Here is an 18,834-nt window from a genome sequence, read left to right on the forward strand (position 1 = left end):
CCTTCCGGCTGCCCACCCCGCCCGTGTCCGGCGTGCTGCGGCCCCGGCTCGTGGCCGTGTGCCTGGGGCTCGCGGCCGCCGCCTTCCTGGCGTTCTGCGTGGAGACGTCCGTCGGGGACATCTCGCTCCCGCTCACCGACGTGATGAAGGCCCTGGTGGGCACGGGCGACCCCGCCACCGAACTCATCGTCCACGAACTCCGCCTGCCACGCGCCCTGGCCGGGCTCCTCGTCGGCATCGCCTTCGGCATCTCGGGCGCCCTGCTCCAGACCATGACGCTCAACCCGCTCGCCAGCCCCGACATGATGGGCATCACCCAGGGCGCGGGCACGGCCGTGGTCGCCGGCATCGTGCTCGGCTGGGACGGCGGCCTGAGCACCCAGGCCCTCGGGCTGCTCGGCGCGCTGGTCGCGGCCCTGCTCGTGTACGTCCTGGCGTGGAAGAAGGGCACCACCGGCTACCGGATCGTCCTCGTCGGCGTGGGCGTCGCCTGGATCTGCACCAGCGCCACCGACTACCTCATGGCCCGCGGCCAGCGCTTCCAGGCGCAGGCGGCGCTCGGCTGGCTCGTCGGCAACCTCAACGGCCGCACCTGGGACCAGATCGGCCCGCTCGCCGTGACCATGGCCGCCCTCGTCCCGGCGGCGCTGCTGCTCGGCCGGCTGATGCGCACCCTGCAACTCGGGGACGACGTGGCCCGCGGCCTCGGCACCCGCGTACAGACCGTGCGGGTGGCCGTCCTGCTGATCTCGGTGGTCCTCGTGGCGTTCGGCACGGCGACCGCCGGTCCCGTCGCCTTCGTGGCGCTCGCCGCCCCCCAGGTCGCCCAGCGGCTGGCCGGCGCCGCCAGTCCGCCGCCACTGGCCGCGGGACTGACGGGTGCCGTGATGGTGCTCGTGTCCGACCTGATCGCGCGGAAGGCCCTCCCGGGTACCGAACTCCCGGTCGGGGTCGTCACCGGTGTGCTCGGCGCACCAGTCCTGCTGTGGCTGCTCGTCCGCGCCAACCGCGCCGGTTCAGGAGGCTGAGAACGTGTCATCCAAGTACGACGTGCCGCCGGCACACCAGGCTCCGGCCGACGGCCCCGACCTGCGCGCCGAGGGCCTGCGTCTCGCCTACGACGACCGGGTCGTCGTCGAGGACCTCGACCTGGTGATCCCCTCCGGCAAGGTCACCGCGATCGTCGGCGCCAACGCCTGCGGCAAGTCGACGCTGCTGCGTGCCCTGGCCCGGTTGCTGACGCCCAAGGCGGGCGCCGTCCACCTCGACGGGCGCTCGGTGCACTCGATGCCGACCCGCGCCCTCGCCCAGAAGCTCGGCATCCTGCCGCAGACACCCGTCGCCCCCGAGGGGCTGACCGTCATCGACCTGGTGGGGCGCGGCCGTTCGCCCCACCAGACCTGGTGGCGGCAGTGGTCCTCCACCGACGAGGAGGCCGTGCACGAGGCCCTGCGCGCCACCGCGATGACCGACCTCGCCCACCGGGCCGTCGACGAACTCTCCGGCGGACAGCGTCAGCGCGCCTGGATCGCCATGGCGGTCGCCCAGGGCACCCCCGTGATGCTGCTCGACGAGCCGACGACGTACCTCGACCTCGCCCACCAGATCGACGTCCTCGACCTCGTCACCGACCTGAACCGGCACCAGGGCCGCACCGTCGTCATGGTCCTGCACGACCTCAACCAGGCATGCCGGTACGCCGACCACGTCATCGCCATGAAGGCCGGCCGCGTCGCGGGCGAGGGCGCGCCCGCCGACGTCATCACCGCCGCGATGGTGGAGGACGTCTTCGGACTGCGCTGCGTGGTCGGCGAGGACCCGGTCAGCCGGACGCCGCTGATCGTCCCGATGGGCCGCCACCACGAAGGTCCCTCAGACCAGGAAGTCCGCCAGGAGGGCACGGACGTGTCCGCCGTACCCGTGTCGGGCACCACAGGGTGAGCCGCCCCGTGGTGCCCTCCACCGGGGCGCCCTAGGGGCGGGCCGTCAAGTACCCGCCCATCGTGCGGAAGTAGTCCGTCGCCGCGTACTCCGTGCCCTCCTCCGTCCGCACCCTCTTCACCACCAGTCCGGGCAGACGCCCGGACCGCGCGTCGGCACCGGCGACGATGACGACCCCGTCGCCCTCCTTGATGAAGATCCGCCCCGGCGTGCCGCCGTAACGGCTCTCGGAGACCGCGGCCGAGACGATGCGCAGGCGCTTGCCTCGGTGGTACGTGAAGGCGTTCGGGTACGGGTCGGACTGGGCCCGTACGAACCGCTCCAGATCCTCCGCGGGCCAGGTCCAGTCGATACGGCTGTCCTCCAGGGAACGCTTGTGGAAGAAGCTCGACCTGGAACGGTCCTGCGGCGTCCACATCGCCTTCCCCGACGCGATGAGATCCATGGAGTCGGCGACGATCGGACCGATGAGGTCGACCGTGCGGTGGAACAGGTCCGTCGCCGTGTCGGTCGGGCCGACGGGCACCGCGCGCTGCAGCAGGACATCGCCCATGTCGAGGTCGGCGTCCATCCGGTGGGCCGTGACGCCCACCTCCTTCTCGCCGTTGATGAGCGCCCAGATCAGCGGCGAGAAGCCCGCGTAGGAGGGCAGCAGCGAGTCGTGGATGTTGAGCGTGCCGTGCGGCGGCAGGTCGAAGATCTCGGGCGGCAGCCAGGTGCGCCAGTTGTTCGCGACGATGATGTCGGGCTCGGCCTCCTTCAACGCGCGCAGAAGCTCGTCGTCGCCCGGACGGTTGCGCAACAGCACGGGAACGCCGTGCTGTTCGGCGAGATCGGCGACCGAGTCGCTCCAGATCTTCTCGTACGCGTGCTCACTCCTGGGGTGAGTGACCGTCAGGACCACATCGTGTTCGGAATCCAGCAGAGCCTGCAGCGTTCGGTGTCCCCAGGTCTGGTACCCGAACATGACGACCCGCATGTGCGCCCCTCTCAGCCATTGCTAGGTAAGGCTAACCTTATCTAACATGAGCCTGCTTGGGGGAGACTGTGTTCCAGCTTGGGGAACGCTGTACTCCTCTTAGAACAGGAGGAGATGACGCGGTGACGACGTTTCAGGGCGAGCCGGACTCCACGGACGAGATCTACGACGTACTGGGCATCGGCTTCGGCCCATCGAATCTCGCACTCGCGATCGCGCTCCACGAGCACAACGCGACGGCACACGAAGGGCAGGCGCTGCGCGCCGCATTCCTCGAGAAGCAACCGCGGTTCGGCTGGCACCGCGGCATGCTCGTCGACGACGCCACCATGCAGGTGTCCTTCCTCAAGGACCTGGTGACGATGCGCGACCCCACCAGCGACTTCAGCTTCCTGTGCTACTTGCAGGAGCGCGGCAGACTGGTCGACTTCCTCAACCAGAAGACGCTCTTCCCGCTCCGCATCGAGTTCCACGACTACTTCGAGTGGGCCGCCGCCCGCGTCGACCACCTCGTCGAGTACTCCGCCGAGGTCGTCTCCGTACGTCCCGTCACCGAGGACGGCGAGATCCCCTTCTACGACCTCACCAGCCGCGATCCCGGCACGGGGCGCACCACCGTCCGCCGTACCCGCTCCATCTGCGTGGCCACCGGTCTGGAACCGCACCTGCCGCCCGACGCCTCACTGTCCGAACGCGTCTGGCACAACAGCGAGTTGCTGCCACGAGTCGACGAACTCGTCCGCTCCGGCAGGACGGTTCGCCGCGCGATCGTGCTCGGCGCGGGCCAGAGCGCGGCCGAGGCCGTCGACTACCTCCACCGCAGCCTCCCCGGCGCAGAGGTCTGCTCGGTGTTCGCCAAGTACGGCTACACGCCCGCCGACGACAGCCCGTTCGCCAACAAGATCTTCGACCCCGAGGCCGTCGACCTGTACTACGGCGCACCGGCCGAGGTGAAACAGTCGCTCTTCGAGTACCACCGCAGCACCAACTACTCCGTCGTCGACATGGAGTTGATCGAGTCACTGTCCCGGACCATGTACCAGGAGAAGGTCCAGGGCCAGGAGCGGCTGCGGATGATGAACGTCTCCCGCATCCGCGAGGTCGAGGCGGGCGCCGACGAGGTACGGGTGACGGTGGAGTTCCTGCCGACGGGCGAACGTGAGGTCCTCGCCTCCGACCTGCTCGTCTACGCCACCGGCTACCAGCCCCGGGGCATCGGCGACAACCTCGGCGAGGTCGGCAAGCTCTGCCTGCGCGACGAGGAGGACGCCCTCCGCGTCGGACGCGACCACCGCGTGGAGACGGCCCCGAACGTCACCGCTGACATCTACCTCCAGGGCGGCACCGAGCACACCCACGGCCTCACGTCGACCCTGCTGTCCACGGTCGCCGTACGGGCCGGGGAGATCCGGGCCACCCTCCTCGCCCGCCGCTCGGCGAACAGCCTCCAGGCCGCCTCCGCGCGCGGCTAGGTCCGCGCACCTCTCCCGGTGCCGTGTAGCCGGCCTTCGGGCCGGGTACACGGCACCTCCGACAAGGACACGGCCATCTCGTGGCTCCCCGTGAGGGCGGGGGCGCTCCCCGTGAGGAACAGAGGGAGATGGAAGCACATGCTGTTCCGTGACCGCAGGCAGGCCGGGCAGGAACTGGCTGAACAACTGCGCATCCTGCACGACAAGGGCGCGCTGCCCGACCCCGTCGTCCTCGCCCTGCCCCGTGGCGGCGTCACGGTGGCCCGTGAGGTGGCACGGGCACTCGACGCCCCGCTCGACGTCCTCGTGGTGCGCAAGATCGGCGCCCCGTTCCACGAGGAGTACGGCGTCGGCGCGATCGTGGGCGACGACCCGCCGCTGTTCGACACCAGTGCCCTGGACCGGCTCGGTATCGGCGAGGACTCCCTCGCCCCCCTGGTGGCCCGTGAGAGGGAGGAACTGCACCGCCGTGAGGCGCTGTACCGACAGGGCCGTGAGACTCCGGAGCTCCGGGGCCGCACTGTGATCGTCGTCGATGACGGCGTGGCCACCGGATCGACGGCACGCGCCGCGCTGCGTTCCGTCCGCGGCCGGGAACCCGAACACGTCGTCATGGCCGCACCGGTCTGCGCACCCGAAGCCGCCCACATGCTGGAGGAGGAGGCCGACGACGTGGTCTTCCTGGACCGGCCGCGCTCCTTCATGGCCGTCGGCGAGTGGTATCAGAACTTCGACCAGCTGACGGACGACGACGTGCTCACGGCGCTGCACGGCCGCTGAGGGAGCGCTGGAGGGGAGGACGCGGTGCCGGACATGGCACCCCACGAGGCGCGGCGGCGGTTCACCGAGGCCCGGGTCGCGCGGCTGGCGACGGTCGACCCCGGAGGACGCCCGCACCTCGTGCCGGTCGTGTTCGCCGGGCACGACGACACGATCGTCACCGCCGTGGACCACAAACCGAAGAGGTCCCGGCAGCTCAGGCGGCTGCACAACATCGCTGTCCACCCGGCCGTCTGCCTGCTCGCGGACGCGTACGACGAGGACTGGGACCAGTTGTGGTGGGTACGGGCCGACGGCGGGGCCCGGATCGTGCCGTCCGAAGCGCCGGAGGAGGACGCGCGGGCCGAGTACACCGCGGCCATCGACCTGCTGCGGCACAAGTACCCCCAGTACGGCAGCCGCCCGCCGGACGGCCCTTTGATCGTGGTCACCGTCCTGCACTGGAACGGCTGGCAGGCATCCCGGGTATCCCGATCCCGGGTGTCCCGGGCACCCGCGGAGGACGCCACCCGGACCTTCCCGCCGAGCTGACCCGGACCTGGCCGTGCTGTCCCCTGTCGGCCCTGGGCACCCGGCGACCCTCCGACGATCCGCCCGGCGCGGCGTACGTACGGCGTCGCCCCCCGGCGCCCGGCCCGAGCCACCGGGCCGCCTGGCCAGGTCCCTCGCCCTGGCGAGTACGAGTCTCGCCGTCGCGGGGGCCGCCGCAGGAGTCAGCGGGGCCGTGGCGAGGATCCTGCGAGCCAGTCGTACGCCGCCCGCGCCGTGAACTCGCTCTGACCGCCGCGCACCAGCAGCCCGGCCGTCGCGAACGCGGGGTCGTCGGCCTGGGCGGCGACGTACGGGATCGCGACGCAGCGCATGCCGGCCGCATGGGCCGCGGCCGCGCCCGGCGCCGCGTCCTCCAGAACCACACAGTCGGCCGGGTCGGCACCCAGCCGGCGCGCGGCCTCCAGGAACACGTCGGGCGCGGGCTTGCCCCGGGCCACCTCGTCGGCCGAGACCACGGTCTTCAGCCGGTCGGCGAGACCCGTGCCGTTCAGGATCGCCTCTATGGCCCCCCGCGACGACCCGGAGGCCACGGCCATGGGAACGCTCTCCTCGGCCAGCAGCTCCACGAACGATCGCATCTCCGGGAAGACGGTGGTGGAGGCCCGGGCGAGTTCCAGATAGCGGCGGTTCTTGTCGGCGAGCAGCTCGTCGACGGAGGCGGTCAGGTCGTATCGCTCCTTCCAGAGAGTGATCGTCTCCTGGGTGCTGATGCCCACGTACTGCTCGTGGTCCGCCCAGGTGAAGTCGGTGACGCCCTGCTCGGCGAGGGTCCGTCGGCCCGCCTCGTAGTAGTTGGGCTCGCTGTCCACGAGTGTTCCGTCGAGATCGAAGATGACAGTGGTGTCGCCGAAAATGCTCATGGAATCAGGGTGCCAGTGATCAACTCCGTACAGCCAGGCCCACCGACTCCACCAGCGGCAGCACCCGGTGCGGCACGCGTTCGCGCAGCGCCACCTCGGTGCGGGTACGGACCACGCCCGGCAGGCTGATCAGCACCTGGACCACATCCTCCAGGTGGGCGTTGTCCCGAGCCACGACCCGGGTCAGCAGATCGCCGCTGCCCGTGATCGAGAACGCTTCGATGATCTCGGGCACGGCGGCCAGGGCCTCGCCCACGTCGTCGAGATGGCCCTGGGTGACCTCGATGTGCACGAAGGCGAGGACCGGGTGGCCGAGCGCGGCGGGGGAGAGGGAGGGGCCCGTGCCCGTGATCACACCGTCCCGCTCCAGCCGGTCCAGCCGGGCCTGGAGCGTGCCCCGTGCCACACCGAGGATGCGGGCGTACTCGCGCACGCTGGTGCGCGGCTGCTCCAGGAGCAGCCGCAGGATGCGGGTGTCGAGCTCGTCCACGGCCATGGTCCGCAGGCCTCCCGGTTGCCTCGAATGATCAAGGGCGACTGTACCGATGGACCAGTGAACCGAGCATCTGTAGAGCCATGTCCGTACCGACCGGTCACGTTCCCGCCTTCCGGTCAGGAGAGCCAGTCGGTGTAGCGGGTGGGGGCGAGGTGGGCGTTCCTGTCGGTGAGGACGTCGCCCTCGATGACGGCGAACATGCCGGCGGTGGGGTCGGTCACGACCGTGCGGTTGTCGCCCTTGTGGGACAGGGTGATCCGGCCCAGCTCGTCCAGGGGGAGGATCTCGGGGCCGGCGATGTTGTGAATGCCGTGCAGCGGGGCGCCCGCGGCGACCTGTGCCACCGCGGCGGCCACGTCCTTGGCGGCGATCGGCTGGATCGGGGTGGCGGGCAGGCGGACGGTGTCGCCGTCGGCGGTCCAGGACAGGACAGCGTCCATGAACTCCATGAACTGCGTCGCCCGGACGATCGAGTAGGGGACCGGCCCGGTTGCCAGGAGGTCCTCCTGGAGGACCTTGGCCCGGTAGTAGTCCAGCTGCGGCACCTGGTCCGCGCCGACGATCGAGAGGATGACGAAGTGGCCGACGCCGCCCTTCTGGGCCGCGGCCAGCAGGTTGTCCATCGAGGTTCGGAAGAAGGCCGGGGAGGCGTCGTCGAAGGTCGGGGAGTTCGTCAGGTTGACGACGACGTCGGCTCCCGCCACCGCCTCGTCCAGCCCCTGGCCGCTGATGACGTCGACTCCGGTGGACTGCGAGTGCGGCACAGCCTCGCGCCCGGCGGCGTTGAGGTTCCTGACGACCTGCGATCCGATCAGACCGGTACCGCCGATGACCGCGAACTTCATGACATGCCCTTCGTGGGGAGTATGTACGGAATATGGCATATGGGTCACTGTGTGGGCGCGGCGAGAGGATGGGCGCGGTGAGAGGAGGCGCCTTGCGCTTCCAGGCTTCACCGGTGGCGGCCATGACCCCGTTGTCTGGTCCGTTGGCCCTTCGGTGGCCGACGTGATGGCCCTTCTGCTGCGCCAATGGCACAGCAGAAGAGTGAGCTGTTGAGCCATGCGGGCAAAGGTGGTTACCTCGTCGTATTCACGTACTTGACGGCGCCGCGCAGCGCCGGGCGGCGACGAGGCCGGGCCCGGACCGCGGTGCCTTCGCCGTGCCCGCTGACCGCCGCCCCGGGCGGTTACCGGTACGGCGCGCATCCCTGCAAGGAGGAGCGGCACACCGCCGTGAAGAGGATGTTCACAGCCCCGGACCCGGGGCACTTCAGACTGCGGAACTCGATCCGCGCCGTCATCGGCGTCGGTGCGGCCGTCGCCGTCCCCAAACTGTGCGGGCTCTCGCTCGCCGCATCGATCACCGGGGGGCTCGCGGCGCTCCTCGCCCTCTTCACCGTCACCGACGGGACCGTCCGCGCCCAGCGGATCACCACGGCGTTGCTGCCCGTCGCCGGGTTCCCGGTGCTGGCGCTCGCCACCGTCCTGCACGGCGTCCCCCTGGCCCGCGACGCGGCGTTCGTGGCCGTCGTCTTCTGCGGGGTCTACGCCCGGCGCTGGGGCGTGCGCGGTAACGCGCTCGGGATCTTCGCTTTCATGAGCTTCTTCGTCACGCAGTTCCTGGGCGCCCTCCCCACACAGCTGCCCGAGCTGTACGCGGCCATGGGCTCGGCCCTCCTGGCGGCCGGCACCGTGCGCTTCCTGCTGTGGCCCATCGAGCGTCATGTCCCGCCCGTCCCAGCTCCGCCCGCCCTGCCCGGCACAGGCTTGGCGCGGTCCACCACCCGGCAGGCCTTCCAGGCCGCTGTGGCCTGCTCGCTCGCGCTGTCCGTCGGGCAACTGCTCTCCGAAGACCGCTGGTACTGGGCCATTGGCACTGCTTGGTGGATCTTCGTCAACACGGCCTCGCGGGGCGAGACCCTGGTCCGCGGTTTCCGGCGCGTGCTCGGCACCATGATCGGGGTCGTCGTCGGCCTTGTCGTCGCCGTTCCGCTGCACGGTGCGCTCGTGCCGTCGGCCGTCCTGGTCGCGGTCTGCGTCTTCGGGATCTTCTACACCGCCGCCGTCTCGTACTCCTGGATGGTGCTCGCGGTGACGGTCATGGCCAGCCTGCTCTACGGCCTGCTGGGCGTCCTGGACATCAGCCTGCTGGTGCTCCGTCTCGTGGAGACAGGCGTGGGTGCGCTGTGTGCCGCGTTGGCCGTGGTGCTGGTGCTGCCGGTCACGACGCACGCGACGAACGATGCCTGGATCCAGCGGGCACTGCAGTGCGTGCACGCGGCCACTGCTGCCGCGGCTGCTCGCCTCGCCGGTGATATGGAGGCCGATCCGGCACCGCACGGCGCCGAACTGGAACTGTTCGTGGGCCGGGTGAAGGTGGCGCTGGCTCCGCTGGTACACCCTTTGAACCCCTTCCACGTCCGCAAGGCCCGTGCCCGTCAGGTGATCGAGTTGCTTGACGACTGTGTGGGCGAGGTGCGCGGCCGGCGGCACTCCGGAGCGTCCCTCGTGCATCTGCGCGACCTCGAGAAGTCCCTGTCGGACCTGGCGGTGGGGACGCCACCGCGCTCACCGTCGGCGAGGGCGTGAACGGCGCCCGCAGGTGCGGGGCCGGCACCCGGGCCGCCAGCCGACGCAGGCCATGAAGCTCAGCATCCGGCGATCGACCTCCTCCGCGTGGTCGATCCCCGCGCTCCACCTGACGTAGGCGACTTCTCGATCACTCGAAGGGGGGCAATCACCCGAAAGGGTGGCGCGCTGCACTGCGATTCTCCGCGACTCGTCGCGCGGAACCCAGGGGGAGGGCAGTCTGGTCTAGACCTGCTGCTACCGTCTGCGCCAAACGGCACGGTGCCGGCAGGCATGTCACCGAGAGGGGACGGCAGTGGCAGTGGCAGATGTGGGCGCGGAGGGCGGCAGGGGGCGACGGGCGTTCATCGGCTCGTTCACGAGCGCGGGCGGTCCCGGCGTCGTCGTGGCCGCCGTGGACGAGACGAACGGCGCGCTGACCGCCCTGAGCCGCGCGGACGACGTCCCCGATCCGTCGTATCTCGCCCTGTCACCGGGCGGCGACATCCTCTACGCGGTCAGCGAGACGGCCGAGGGCGCGGTCGCGGCGTACCGCGTGACCGGCGACCGGCCTGAGCTCGCCGGGCCGCCGGTGCCGGTCCACGGCGACGGGCCCACTCACCTCGGCCTCGTCGCCGGGCACGTCCTGACGGCCAACTACGGCTCCGGCAGCGTCACCGCCGTACCCCTGCGCGCCGACGGAACCCTCGCGGACAGCGCCTCCGGAGTCCTCCGGCACACCGGCTCGGGGCCGGACGAGCAGCGCCAGGAAGGGCCGCACGCCCACCAGGTGCAGCCGGATCCGAGTGGCCGCTGGGTCGTCGACGTCGACCTGGGCACGGACTCGGTGCTGGTGTGCGAGCTGGACGCCGGGGTGCCCGTCCTGCGCCGCCTGACCACGCTCCGACCCGGTTCCGGGCCCCGCCACCTGGCCTTCCACCCGAACAACTCGTACGCGTACGTGCTGCACGAACTCACGCCCATCGTCACCGTCTGCCGCTGGGACGCCGGCAGCGGCGAGCTGACACCGCTCGGCGAGATCCCGGTGCTGCCGGGCACTCCGGACGGCGACGCCTACCCGTCGGGCATCGTCGTGTCTCCTGACGGCCGCTACGTGTGGACCGCGACACGCGGCCAGGACGTGCTCTCTGTCCTCACGGTCGACGGGGACGGGGAGAAGCTCGCGCTCGTGGGCACGGTCCCGTGCGGCGGCCACTGGCCGCGCGCGCTCACGGCCTCGGGCGGATACCTGTACGTCGCGAACGAGCGCTCGGGGAAAGTGAGCTGGTTCTCGGTCGACCCGGACACGGGCGTGCCGCGCCCGGAAGGGTCGATCGAGGTTCCCGCGGCCTCGTGCGTGATCCTGGGCTGAGGCGCTGACCGGTACGGATCGCGGTTCGTTGGCTGCCGGTATGTCGTGGTTGGCCGCCACGGCCCCCAGCTGCCCGCACCGCCGCAGGTCCCGCCCCTCACGCGCCGAGGCCGCCGCGGGGGCGCATCGCGAGGGGCCCGCTCCCGAGAGGGGGCGGGCCCTGCACGCAACCCGGCTCCCGGCGGGCAGCGGCACGCGGCTCAGCGCACCGGCATGCCCTGCGGCTGCTGGGGGGTGATGCCCAGCGCCGACGTGTACTTGTCGAGCGCCAGCTTGCCGATCGCCGGGTACGGGCCGAGGGCCTCGGCGGTGGAGCAGCCGGCCTCCTTGGCGGCCGCGTCGAGCAGGCCGGCGTCGATCTCCGGGCCGATCAGGTACGGGGCGAGCGCGAGGTTCTGCGAGCCCGAGGAGCGCAACTGCTCGGCGACGGACGCGATCGAGCCCTCCTGGTCGAGCGCCGCGGCCATCACCGGCACCGCGAGGCGGGCGGCGAGCAGCATGCCGGTGATCCCGGCGGCCTGCACGGCCTCGTCGCCGCCGACGGAGGCGAGGATGATGCCGTCCGCGGCGGTCGCCACGGTGAACAGGCGGGCGCGGTCGGCGCGCGCCAGGCCGGCCTCGGACAGCCGCACGTGCAGCGCCTCGGCGAGCAGCGGGTGCGGACCGAGGACGTCGGTCAGATCGGCCGCGATACGGCTCTCCATGACGGCCTGGCGGACCTGGCGCAGCAACGAGCTGTCCGGACCCGCGAGAAGGGGCACGACGACGGCGACAGGACCGTCCGGCTCCCTGACGTCCATACCGGCGGCGCGGGCCTGCTCGAAGCGGGCGGTGCGCTCCTCGGCGGCGCGGGCGAGCACGGACTGGAGGGTCGGGAACTCGTCGTCGTCCCCGTCGAGGTATCCGATCCGCGCGTCCAGGCCGGGCAGCTCGGAGCGCGCGATGCTCACGACCTCCTCGGCGAGGCTGCGTGTGGCGGCGCTGGGCGTGCCGGGCACCGCGAGGACGAGCGCGGGCGCGCCTTCAGGAGCCGCCAGGGGCTCGGGGCGGCGGTGCCGCCCGGGCTGGCGGGGTCGCGGCATTCGTACAGGCAGGCCGGATGCGGGCCCAGTGGGGGAGCTCATGGCGCCGCATGCTACTGGCTTCCTGGGCTCCCCTGTTCGGGGAGGGTGCAGGTGAGCGGTATCCGTCCGGATTTGTCTGATGGGTTATGTGAGGATCGACAGGAAACCGTGCGGCTCCTCGCTGACATGCGGTAGCAGGAGTGGCTCATCTCACAGTGTGACGGACGGGAAGATCCGAGTCCGTTTTGTGGTACTACTTTTCGGCCAGTTGCACGTGCAGCATCCTCTCGTCACCCGGCAGGCCCGGTACCCCTTCGGCCAACTCGGTCGCGATGCGCACCGCGCCGTGCAGCGGATCACCCTCGGCCGCCACGCGCCGTGCGTGCGGCAGCCGCTCCGCCAACTCCGCATCCAGGGGGACGAGGAGAGGATCGCCCATTCCGAACAGGCCGCCGGTGAGAGCGACACGGGGCTCGCCCGACGCGGGGCAGACGGCGGCCGCGGACTCGGCCATGTGCCGGGCCGCCGCACGCAGCACCTCCGCGGCCACCGGATCGGCCTCGGCGCAGGCCGCCACCTCGGGCGCGAAGGAGGCCAGCACCGCGGCACGGTCGGTGCGCGGGTAGAGCCGCCCCGGCAGCCCGGCAACCGGCCCGAAGAGTTCCTCGGCGCGGGCCAGCAGCCGCGCCGAGCCGCCCGGCCGGCCGTCGTGGGCGCGCACCGCGGCCTCCAGGCCCGCCCGCCCGATCCACGCCCCGCCACCGCAGTCGCCGAGGAGATGGCCCCAGCCGTCCGCCCGGCGCCAGCTCCTCAGATCGGTGCCGATCGCGATCAGTCCGGTGCCGCCGGCGACCACCGCACCCGCCCGCGTCCCGAGGGCGCCCGTGTACGCGGTGACCGCGTCGGCGACCAGTGCGACCCTCCGCACACCGAGCTCACGTCCCAGGGCCGCCGGCAGCTCGGCGCGCATCTGGTCTCCCAGGGTCGCGAACCCGGTGGCGCCGACGGCCACCGCACACGGCGGACCGCTCCCGGCGTCGTTGAGCAACTGCCGTGCCATGGGCACGAGCTGCTCCAGCAGATGTCCGGCGTCGATGCCCCGCGGGCCGGTCCGCACCGGCTCCTTGGACACCGACGGAGCGCTGCGGGCCCGGCCTTCCGAGGCCAGCACCACGCGGAGCCCGGAGCCACCCGAGTCCACGGCGAGTACGACGGGCGCCGCCCCGATGCCCGTCACGGCAGGCGCCGGTCCACGGGCCGCGCTCCCCGCCGGGCGAACAGGTCGGTGGCGCGGCTGCACGGGCGGGAGCCGAGGAAACCGCGGTTCGCGAACATGGGGGAAGAGTAGCGCCGAGGGTGGCGTCGTGCGTGGGTGCTTCCGTGTTTGTGCGGGACCCCGGTGTGTGCCAGTAGGGTGACGCGCTGTGGCACCACGACCTTTGCATGAACTTGTTGAAGCAGGCTGGGCGAAGGCTCTCGAGCCTGCGGCCGAACGCGTCGCGGCGATGGGGGACTTCCTCCGGGCCGAGGTGGCGGCCGGCCGGACCTACCTTCCGTCCGGGGCGAATGTCCTGCGGGCCTTCCAGCAGCCTTTCGATGACGTCCGTGTTCTGATCGTCGGTCAGGATCCCTACCCGACGCCGGGGATGGCGATCGGGTTGAGTTTCGCGGTGGCGCCCGAGGTGCGTTCCTTGCCGGGCAGTCTGGAGAACATCTTCCGGGAGATGCACTCAGACCTGGGGCTGCCCCGGCCGTCGAACGGGGATCTGACGCCGTGGGCCGCGCAGGGTGTGCTGCTGCTCAACAGGGCGTTGACGACGGCCCCGCGCAAGCCCGCGGCGCACCGCGGCAAGGGCTGGGAGGAGGTCACCGAACAGGCCATCCGCGCGCTGACCGCGCGAGGGAAGCCGCTGGTGTCCATCCTGTGGGGGCGTGACGCGCGCAATCTGCGGCCGCTGCTGGGGGACCTTCCGGCGATCGAGTCCGCCCATCCGTCACCGATGTCCGCGGACCGTGGCTTCTTCGGCTCGCGTCCGTTCAGCCGGGCCAACGATCTGCTGTTGCGGCAGGGTGCGCAGCCGGTGGACTGGCGACTGCCGTAGAAGCGCGTGGCCTGCATCGGGGCCGCAGTGGCTGCCCGACTTCGCGCCGCAAGGCCCCGAATCCCCGATGCCCGGCCGATTGGTGGGCAATATATGACTCCACTTGTCATGTATCTCCATCATGCTTGAGATATGAAGTCGGATCGGTTGCTCTCCATCCTGCTGTTGCTGCAGACCCATGGGCAGCTGTCCGCCAGCGAGCTGGCGGTGCGCCTCGAAGTGTCGGTGCGCACGATCTTCCGGGATGTCGAGGCGTTGTCGGCCGCAGGGGTGCCCGTGTACGCGGAGCGGGGCAGCAAAGGGGGTATCGCCCTGCTGCCGGGCTACCGGACCGACGTCACCGGACTGACCGCCGATGAGGCTCGTGCCCTGTTCGTTCTGGTCACCGAGCAGGCTCATGCGGATCTGGGGCTGGGGCAGGCGATCGGTTCGGCGTTGCGGAAGGTGATGGCGGCGCTGCCGGCGCCTTTTCGCGGGGACGCCGATCTGGCGAGCAGGCGGATCATGATCGACCCGGTGCGCTGGCGCAGCAGTCATCGCTCGTCGGCGGTCGACCTCGGTGTACTGCAAGCGGCGGTGTTCAACGACCGGCGACTGCGGCTGCGCTATCGGCACGGCCGTGACGCTCAGGTGCACTCGTACACGCTGGATCCGTACGGGCTCGTGAGCAAGGCCGGAGCCTGGTACCTGGTGGCGGACCACAGGGGGCAGCCGATGATGTTCCGCCTCGATCGGATGCTGTCGGCGTCGCTCCTGGAGGAGTCGGTGCGCCGCCGCGACGGGGTGGAGTTGGCGGAGGTGTGGGACACGCTGCGGCAGCGCGTCGACGCGATCCCGGCCCCGGTGCGCGTGGTCGTGAAGGTGCAGCGGTCGGTGCTGGCCCGGTTCCTGCGCTATCACGAAGCCGAGTTGACCGGTCCCGCGCCGGCCTTGGAGCAGGCCGAGGCAGAGGCGGGTAGCGGGGGAGAGCCGGTGGAGCTGCTCTTGCGCTTCCCTGCGTTGCGGGCGGCCGAGCAGCTGCAGGCGTTCGGCCCCGCCATCGAGGTCGTGGAGCCTGCGGAACTGCGTGATGCCCTGGTCCGCAACGCCCGGCAGACCCTCGCCCTGTACGCCGACGCCACGGACCACTGACGACGAGCGTGCGATGACCGCGAGTACAGGGAAACAAAGTGCCCCGAAAGCGTTGAGGAAAGCATCAACGGAGGCGAAATGGCGGATACCGCTGCGGCACCCGGCGACGAGCGAGACGACAAGATCTACTTCCCCGAGCCTCTGACACAGGCCGTCGTCATCCGACGTCCCAACCGGTTCATCATTGACGTCGACATCGAGGGAAAGCCGGTCGCCTGCCATTGCCCGACCACCGGCCGTATCGGCAACCTCGTCGTGGACGGCGTGCCCTGCCTGCTGTCGCGCAGCCGCAGCAGCACCCGCAAGACCCCCTACACGGTCGAGGCTCTCAGCGTCGATCCGCCCGGCACCCCGCGCCCCGCCTGGATCGGCATCAACCAGACCGCAGCAAACCGCTACGTCGAACAGGCGCTCCGCAGCGGGCTTCTGCCGCAGATCGTCACCGCGGAGTCCGTCCAACGCGAGGTCCGCCTCGGTGGTTCCCGCCTCGATTTCCTCGTCAACAGCGACACGTACGTCGAGGTGAAGACCCCCCTGGACAATCTCCAGGTGACCCTTGGGGAACATGTCCGCACCCGGCCTCGCCCACCGCTGGCCTCGACCGACCGGCTCGTGAAGCACATCGGTGAGCTGGGCCGCAGCCTCGAAGCCCATGAGCGCGCGATCCTCCTGGTCTGCTTCCTCTACGACAACCCCGGCTTCCGAGTCCAGCAGAGCAGCCGCCACGCCGACGTCAGAGCCCAGGTCTCCCAGGCCGTGCACCGCGGCGTCGAGATCTGGCAGGTCAACTTCGAACTCGACCGCACTGGCGTGCGCGTGAGCCGCCAGCATGAGCTGACTCCACAATTCGTCGGTTGACTGCCTCCGCCCCTGTTCTTCCGGTGCGGGCGGTGGGTGAGCGCGGTGGGGAGCAACCGTGGACGGGCCCGGCCGATCGAGGTCCGGACCCGCCGCGGATGGGCGGCCTCGGTCAGTGCTGGGGGTTGTTGCCGGCCTGGATCGTCGGGGAGAGGTCGAAGACGCTGATGATGCGGTTGATCTTGCCGTCCTCGACGGTGATGTAGTCGATGCCGCGGAAGTCCTTCGCGAAGGGCACGTCGGTGGTGTAGACGGTCGCGGCGTGGGTGTCGTTGCCCAGGACGTCGATGACCGTGGCGCTGATGATGCCGCTCGCGAACGGCTCCAGGAACTGGCGGTAGCGCTCCAGCCCCTCGAAGCGGCCGTTGGGGGCCTCGCACACGACGTCGTCGGCGAGGAAGGACAGCGCCTTTTCGACGTCACCGGCGAGCCAGGCGCGGACGAACTCGTCGGCGATCTTCTGAGCGGTTCGGATGGTGGCAGACATGGGGATGTTCCTTTCAAGATCTTTCATCGCTGTACGTGAAAAATGTGGCGTGATGCGTGAAGCGCGCCACGGGGGTTCCGGACGGGAACGCACGGTCGGGCTCCCGGCGGGTTCGTGTCGCATCCTGGCGCGGGATACATGACATGGAGCGTCATGTATCCCGAAATACTTTTGGGCGGCTGCGGCGACCACCCCCGGCCGCAAAGTCTCTCCGGATACCTGACGGAAAGTGTCATGTATGTCCGCATACGTTGGCTGGGCAACGAAAGCGCAGCGGCACCCGCGTTCCGTCCGCGTGAACCTGCTCGGCAGCCGAGCGAACCCCCCAGGAGACACACATGCGCAGGATTCAGTACGACACCTACGGCGGCCCCGAGACGATGCGGCTGGAGGAGTTCCAGCTTCCCGCCCCGGCCAACGGGGAGGTGACCGTCACGGTCAGGGCCATGTCAGTGAACCCGATCGACTGGAAGCTGCGTCAAGGCGAGCTGAAGATGATGACCGGACGCTCCTTCCCGCGCGCCATGGGCTCCGACTTCTCCGGCATCGTCAGCGCCGTGGGCCCGGGCGTCACCCGCTTCGAGGTGGGCGACGAGGTCTTCGGCATCGCGCGCCTGAAGGAGAGCGGAGCGTTCGCCGAGGCCGTCGTCACGCTGGAGTCCTACCTGGCAGTCAAGCCCGCCGAGCTGTCCTTCGAGCAGGCCGCGGCGCTGCCGACCGGTGCGGTGATGGCCTGGAACGGGCTGGTCGAACGGGCCCGGCTGCGCTCGGGGCAGCGCGTGTTCGTCGTCGGCGCCACGGGCGGTGTCGGCGAGGCTGTCGTGCAGGTCGCCCGGATGCTCGGTGCGCGCGTCGCCGGCAGCACCGGCGCGGCGTCGGTGGAGCGTGCCCGCGACCTCGCTGTCGAGCCGGTCTTCGACTACGCGCGCACCGACCTGGAGAAGAAAGACGACCTGCGAGGGGCGTTCGACGTGGTCTTCGACACCTCCGGAGCCCTCCCGGTGAAGACCGCGATGCGCATGCTGAAGAAGGGCGGCGTCTTCTTGGACATCAATGCCGGCCCAGCCAAGTTCCTCCACGCCGCACTGATCCGCCGCCACAAGATCTTCTTCTGCAAGCCGACCACGCAGATCCTCGCCGACGCGGCCAGGGCGGCCGTCGGCGGTCATCTGCGGATGTCGATCGGCGAGACCGTTCCGTTCGAATCCGCCATCGACCTGATCACCGGCCTGGAGAAAGGCCGCAAGATCCCTGGCAAGGGACTCATCGTCGTGGACTCACGCCCCTGAACGAGTTGCTCCTTGCCTCATCTCCCGCCAGGCCGGCACCTCGTCGCCGACGACTGTGCGCGCGAGTGCGCAGGCGGTCCGCTCTCAGCCGCGCGGTGCGATCCGGTCGCGCACCAGGGCGGCCACCTCGGCCACGCGGTCGTTCAGGTAGAAGTGCCCACCAGGAAAGACCTCCAGGCGGAAGTCCGCCGTGGTGTGCGCCTGCCACGCCTTGGCCTCGTCCACGTCCACCCGCGGGTCGCTGTCACCCACCAGGGCCGTGACCGGTACGTCCAGCACGGCACCCTGCTCCCGGCAGCGGTACTCCGTGATCGCCTGGTAGTCACCGCGCAACGCGGGCAGGATCAGCGGCAGCATCTCCTCGTCCGCGAGCACGCCCGGTGCCGTCCCGCCCAGCGCGAGCAGTTCGGCCACCACACCGCGGTCGTCCAGTTCGTGGACCGGCTTGTCCGCGCGCCGCAGGGAGGGGGCCCGGCGGCCCGAGACGAACAGCGCGACCGGGGCGGGCAGGCCCTCCCGCTCGATCCTGCGAACGACCTCATAGGCGACGACCGCGCCCATGCTGTGCCCGAAGAACGCCAGCGGCTCGCCCGCCCATGGGCGCAGTGCGGTGAACACGTGGTCGGCGATCGCCTCCAGGTCGGTGAGCACCGGCTCCGACCGGCGGTCCTGGCGCCCCGGATACTGCACCGCGAGCACCTCCACGTCAGGGGCCAGCAGCGCCGAGAAGGGGTGGAAGTAGCTGGCGGCACCTCCGGCGAACGGCAGACACACCAGCCTGCCCCTGCCGTCCGGCCCGTCGTGGAACCGCCTGATCCACGCTTCGCTGTCCACGTCCTCTGCCCACATGGCCCCCAGCCTGTCATCCCTGTCTCTTATAC

General features: G+C 70.7%; 19 protein-coding genes. 11 read left to right on the top strand and 8 right to left on the bottom strand.

The features are described 5' to 3' along the window. Positions 1–1,028: FecCD family ABC transporter permease (locus FNH08_RS21470; protein WP_152773118.1), on the top strand; the 1,028-nt coding region annotated here is incomplete at its 5' end. Between the two features lie 4 nt (positions 1,029–1,032). Beyond that, on the top strand, positions 1,033–1,941 hold the full coding sequence (locus FNH08_RS21475) for an ABC transporter ATP-binding protein (RefSeq protein WP_322725029.1): 909 nt from the start codon (positions 1,033–1,035) through the stop codon (positions 1,939–1,941). 31 nt (positions 1,942–1,972) lie between these two features. Here the strand turns inward: FNH08_RS21475 and FNH08_RS21480 are convergent, their stop codons facing one another. Further along, a complete protein-coding gene (locus tag FNH08_RS21480) occupies positions 1,973–2,920 on the bottom strand; it encodes a methionyl-tRNA formyltransferase (RefSeq protein WP_152773119.1) in 948 nt (315 codons plus the stop codon). 122 nt (positions 2,921–3,042) lie between these two features. Here FNH08_RS21480 and FNH08_RS21485 point away from each other — a divergent pair, with 122 nt between their 5' ends. From FNH08_RS21485 to FNH08_RS21495, 3 genes are all read left to right on the top strand, one after another. Beyond that, a complete protein-coding gene (locus FNH08_RS21485; RefSeq protein ID WP_322725031.1) occupies positions 3,043–4,392 on the top strand; it encodes a lysine N(6)-hydroxylase/L-ornithine N(5)-oxygenase family protein in 1,350 nt (449 codons plus the stop codon). A 138-nt stretch (positions 4,393–4,530) separates the two neighbouring features. Further along, positions 4,531–5,172, top strand: coding sequence for a phosphoribosyltransferase (locus FNH08_RS21490; RefSeq protein WP_152773121.1), 642 nt, complete (start codon positions 4,531–4,533; stop codon positions 5,170–5,172). A 33-nt stretch (positions 5,173–5,205) separates the two neighbouring features. Further along, positions 5,206–5,703 (top strand): TIGR03668 family PPOX class F420-dependent oxidoreductase, encoded by a 498-nt coding sequence (locus FNH08_RS21495; protein ID WP_152773122.1) that lies wholly within the window; start codon positions 5,206–5,208, stop codon positions 5,701–5,703. A gap of 182 nt (positions 5,704–5,885) precedes the next feature. Here FNH08_RS21495 and FNH08_RS21500 read toward each other — a convergent pair whose 3' ends face one another. From FNH08_RS21500 to FNH08_RS21510, 3 genes are all read right to left on the bottom strand, one after another. Then, positions 5,886–6,584, bottom strand: coding sequence for an HAD family hydrolase (locus FNH08_RS21500; RefSeq protein ID WP_152773123.1), 699 nt, complete (start codon positions 6,582–6,584; stop codon positions 5,886–5,888). 19 nt (positions 6,585–6,603) lie between these two features. Continuing rightward, entirely contained in the window at positions 6,604–7,080 is a 477-nt protein-coding gene (locus FNH08_RS21505) for an Lrp/AsnC family transcriptional regulator (protein ID WP_152773124.1), read from the bottom strand. A 116-nt stretch (positions 7,081–7,196) separates the two neighbouring features. Next, the gene (locus FNH08_RS21510; RefSeq protein WP_152773125.1) at positions 7,197–7,925 is read right to left on the bottom strand and encodes an SDR family oxidoreductase; all 729 of its coding nucleotides are present in this window, start codon (positions 7,923–7,925) and stop codon (positions 7,197–7,199) included. Positions 7,926–8,324: 399 nt separating this feature from the next. Between FNH08_RS21510 and FNH08_RS21515 the strand changes: the two genes are divergently transcribed. Together FNH08_RS21515 and FNH08_RS21520 are read left to right on the top strand one after the other, a co-directional pair. Beyond that, on the top strand, positions 8,325–9,671 hold the full coding sequence (locus FNH08_RS21515) for an FUSC family protein (protein ID WP_152773135.1): 1,347 nt from the start codon (positions 8,325–8,327) through the stop codon (positions 9,669–9,671). Between the two features lie 295 nt (positions 9,672–9,966). Further along, on the top strand, positions 9,967–11,022 hold the full coding sequence (locus tag FNH08_RS21520) for a lactonase family protein (protein ID WP_407704421.1): 1,056 nt from the start codon (positions 9,967–9,969) through the stop codon (positions 11,020–11,022). 200 nt (positions 11,023–11,222) lie between these two features. Here the strand turns inward: FNH08_RS21520 and FNH08_RS21525 are convergent, their stop codons facing one another. Together FNH08_RS21525 and FNH08_RS21530 are read right to left on the bottom strand one after the other, a co-directional pair. After that, complete coding sequence (locus FNH08_RS21525; RefSeq protein ID WP_152773127.1) at positions 11,223–12,146, bottom strand: sirohydrochlorin chelatase; 924 nt, start codon at positions 12,144–12,146, stop codon at positions 11,223–11,225. Positions 12,147–12,339: 193 nt separating this feature from the next. Continuing rightward, positions 12,340–13,323, bottom strand: a complete 984-nt coding sequence (locus tag FNH08_RS21530; protein ID WP_322725033.1) for an N-acetylglucosamine kinase — start codon at positions 13,321–13,323, stop codon at positions 12,340–12,342. A 187-nt stretch (positions 13,324–13,510) separates the two neighbouring features. On the opposite strand from FNH08_RS21530, the gene FNH08_RS21540 reads away from it, so the two are divergent. The 3 genes from FNH08_RS21540 to FNH08_RS21550 all read left to right on the top strand — a co-directional run bounded on the left by FNH08_RS21540 (position 13,511) and on the right by FNH08_RS21550 (position 16,177). Then, positions 13,511–14,188, top strand: coding sequence for a uracil-DNA glycosylase (locus FNH08_RS21540; RefSeq protein WP_322725035.1), 678 nt, complete (start codon positions 13,511–13,513; stop codon positions 14,186–14,188). Between the two features lie 132 nt (positions 14,189–14,320). Beyond that, entirely contained in the window at positions 14,321–15,319 is a 999-nt protein-coding gene (locus FNH08_RS21545) for a helix-turn-helix transcriptional regulator (protein WP_152773129.1), read from the top strand. Positions 15,320–15,397: 78 nt separating this feature from the next. After that, positions 15,398–16,177, top strand: a complete 780-nt coding sequence (locus FNH08_RS21550; protein ID WP_152773130.1) for a DNA/RNA nuclease SfsA — start codon at positions 15,398–15,400, stop codon at positions 16,175–16,177. A 112-nt stretch (positions 16,178–16,289) separates the two neighbouring features. Here the strand turns inward: FNH08_RS21550 and FNH08_RS21555 are convergent, their stop codons facing one another. After that, a complete protein-coding gene (locus tag FNH08_RS21555) occupies positions 16,290–16,664 on the bottom strand; it encodes a nuclear transport factor 2 family protein (protein WP_152773131.1) in 375 nt (124 codons plus the stop codon). A 338-nt stretch (positions 16,665–17,002) separates the two neighbouring features. On the opposite strand from FNH08_RS21555, the gene FNH08_RS21560 reads away from it, so the two are divergent. Continuing rightward, positions 17,003–17,953, top strand: a complete 951-nt coding sequence (locus tag FNH08_RS21560; RefSeq protein WP_152773132.1) for an NAD(P)-dependent alcohol dehydrogenase — start codon at positions 17,003–17,005, stop codon at positions 17,951–17,953. Positions 17,954–18,037: 84 nt separating this feature from the next. On the opposite strand, the gene FNH08_RS21565 is transcribed toward FNH08_RS21560, so the two are convergent. Further along, complete coding sequence (locus FNH08_RS21565; protein ID WP_152773133.1) at positions 18,038–18,802, bottom strand: thioesterase II family protein; 765 nt, start codon at positions 18,800–18,802, stop codon at positions 18,038–18,040. Positions 18,803–18,834 lie beyond the last annotated feature (32 nt).

The sequence above is a fragment of the Streptomyces spongiae genome (assembly GCF_009377185.1).
Classification (GTDB): Bacteria; Actinomycetota; Actinomycetes; order Streptomycetales; family Streptomycetaceae; genus Streptomyces; species Streptomyces spongiae.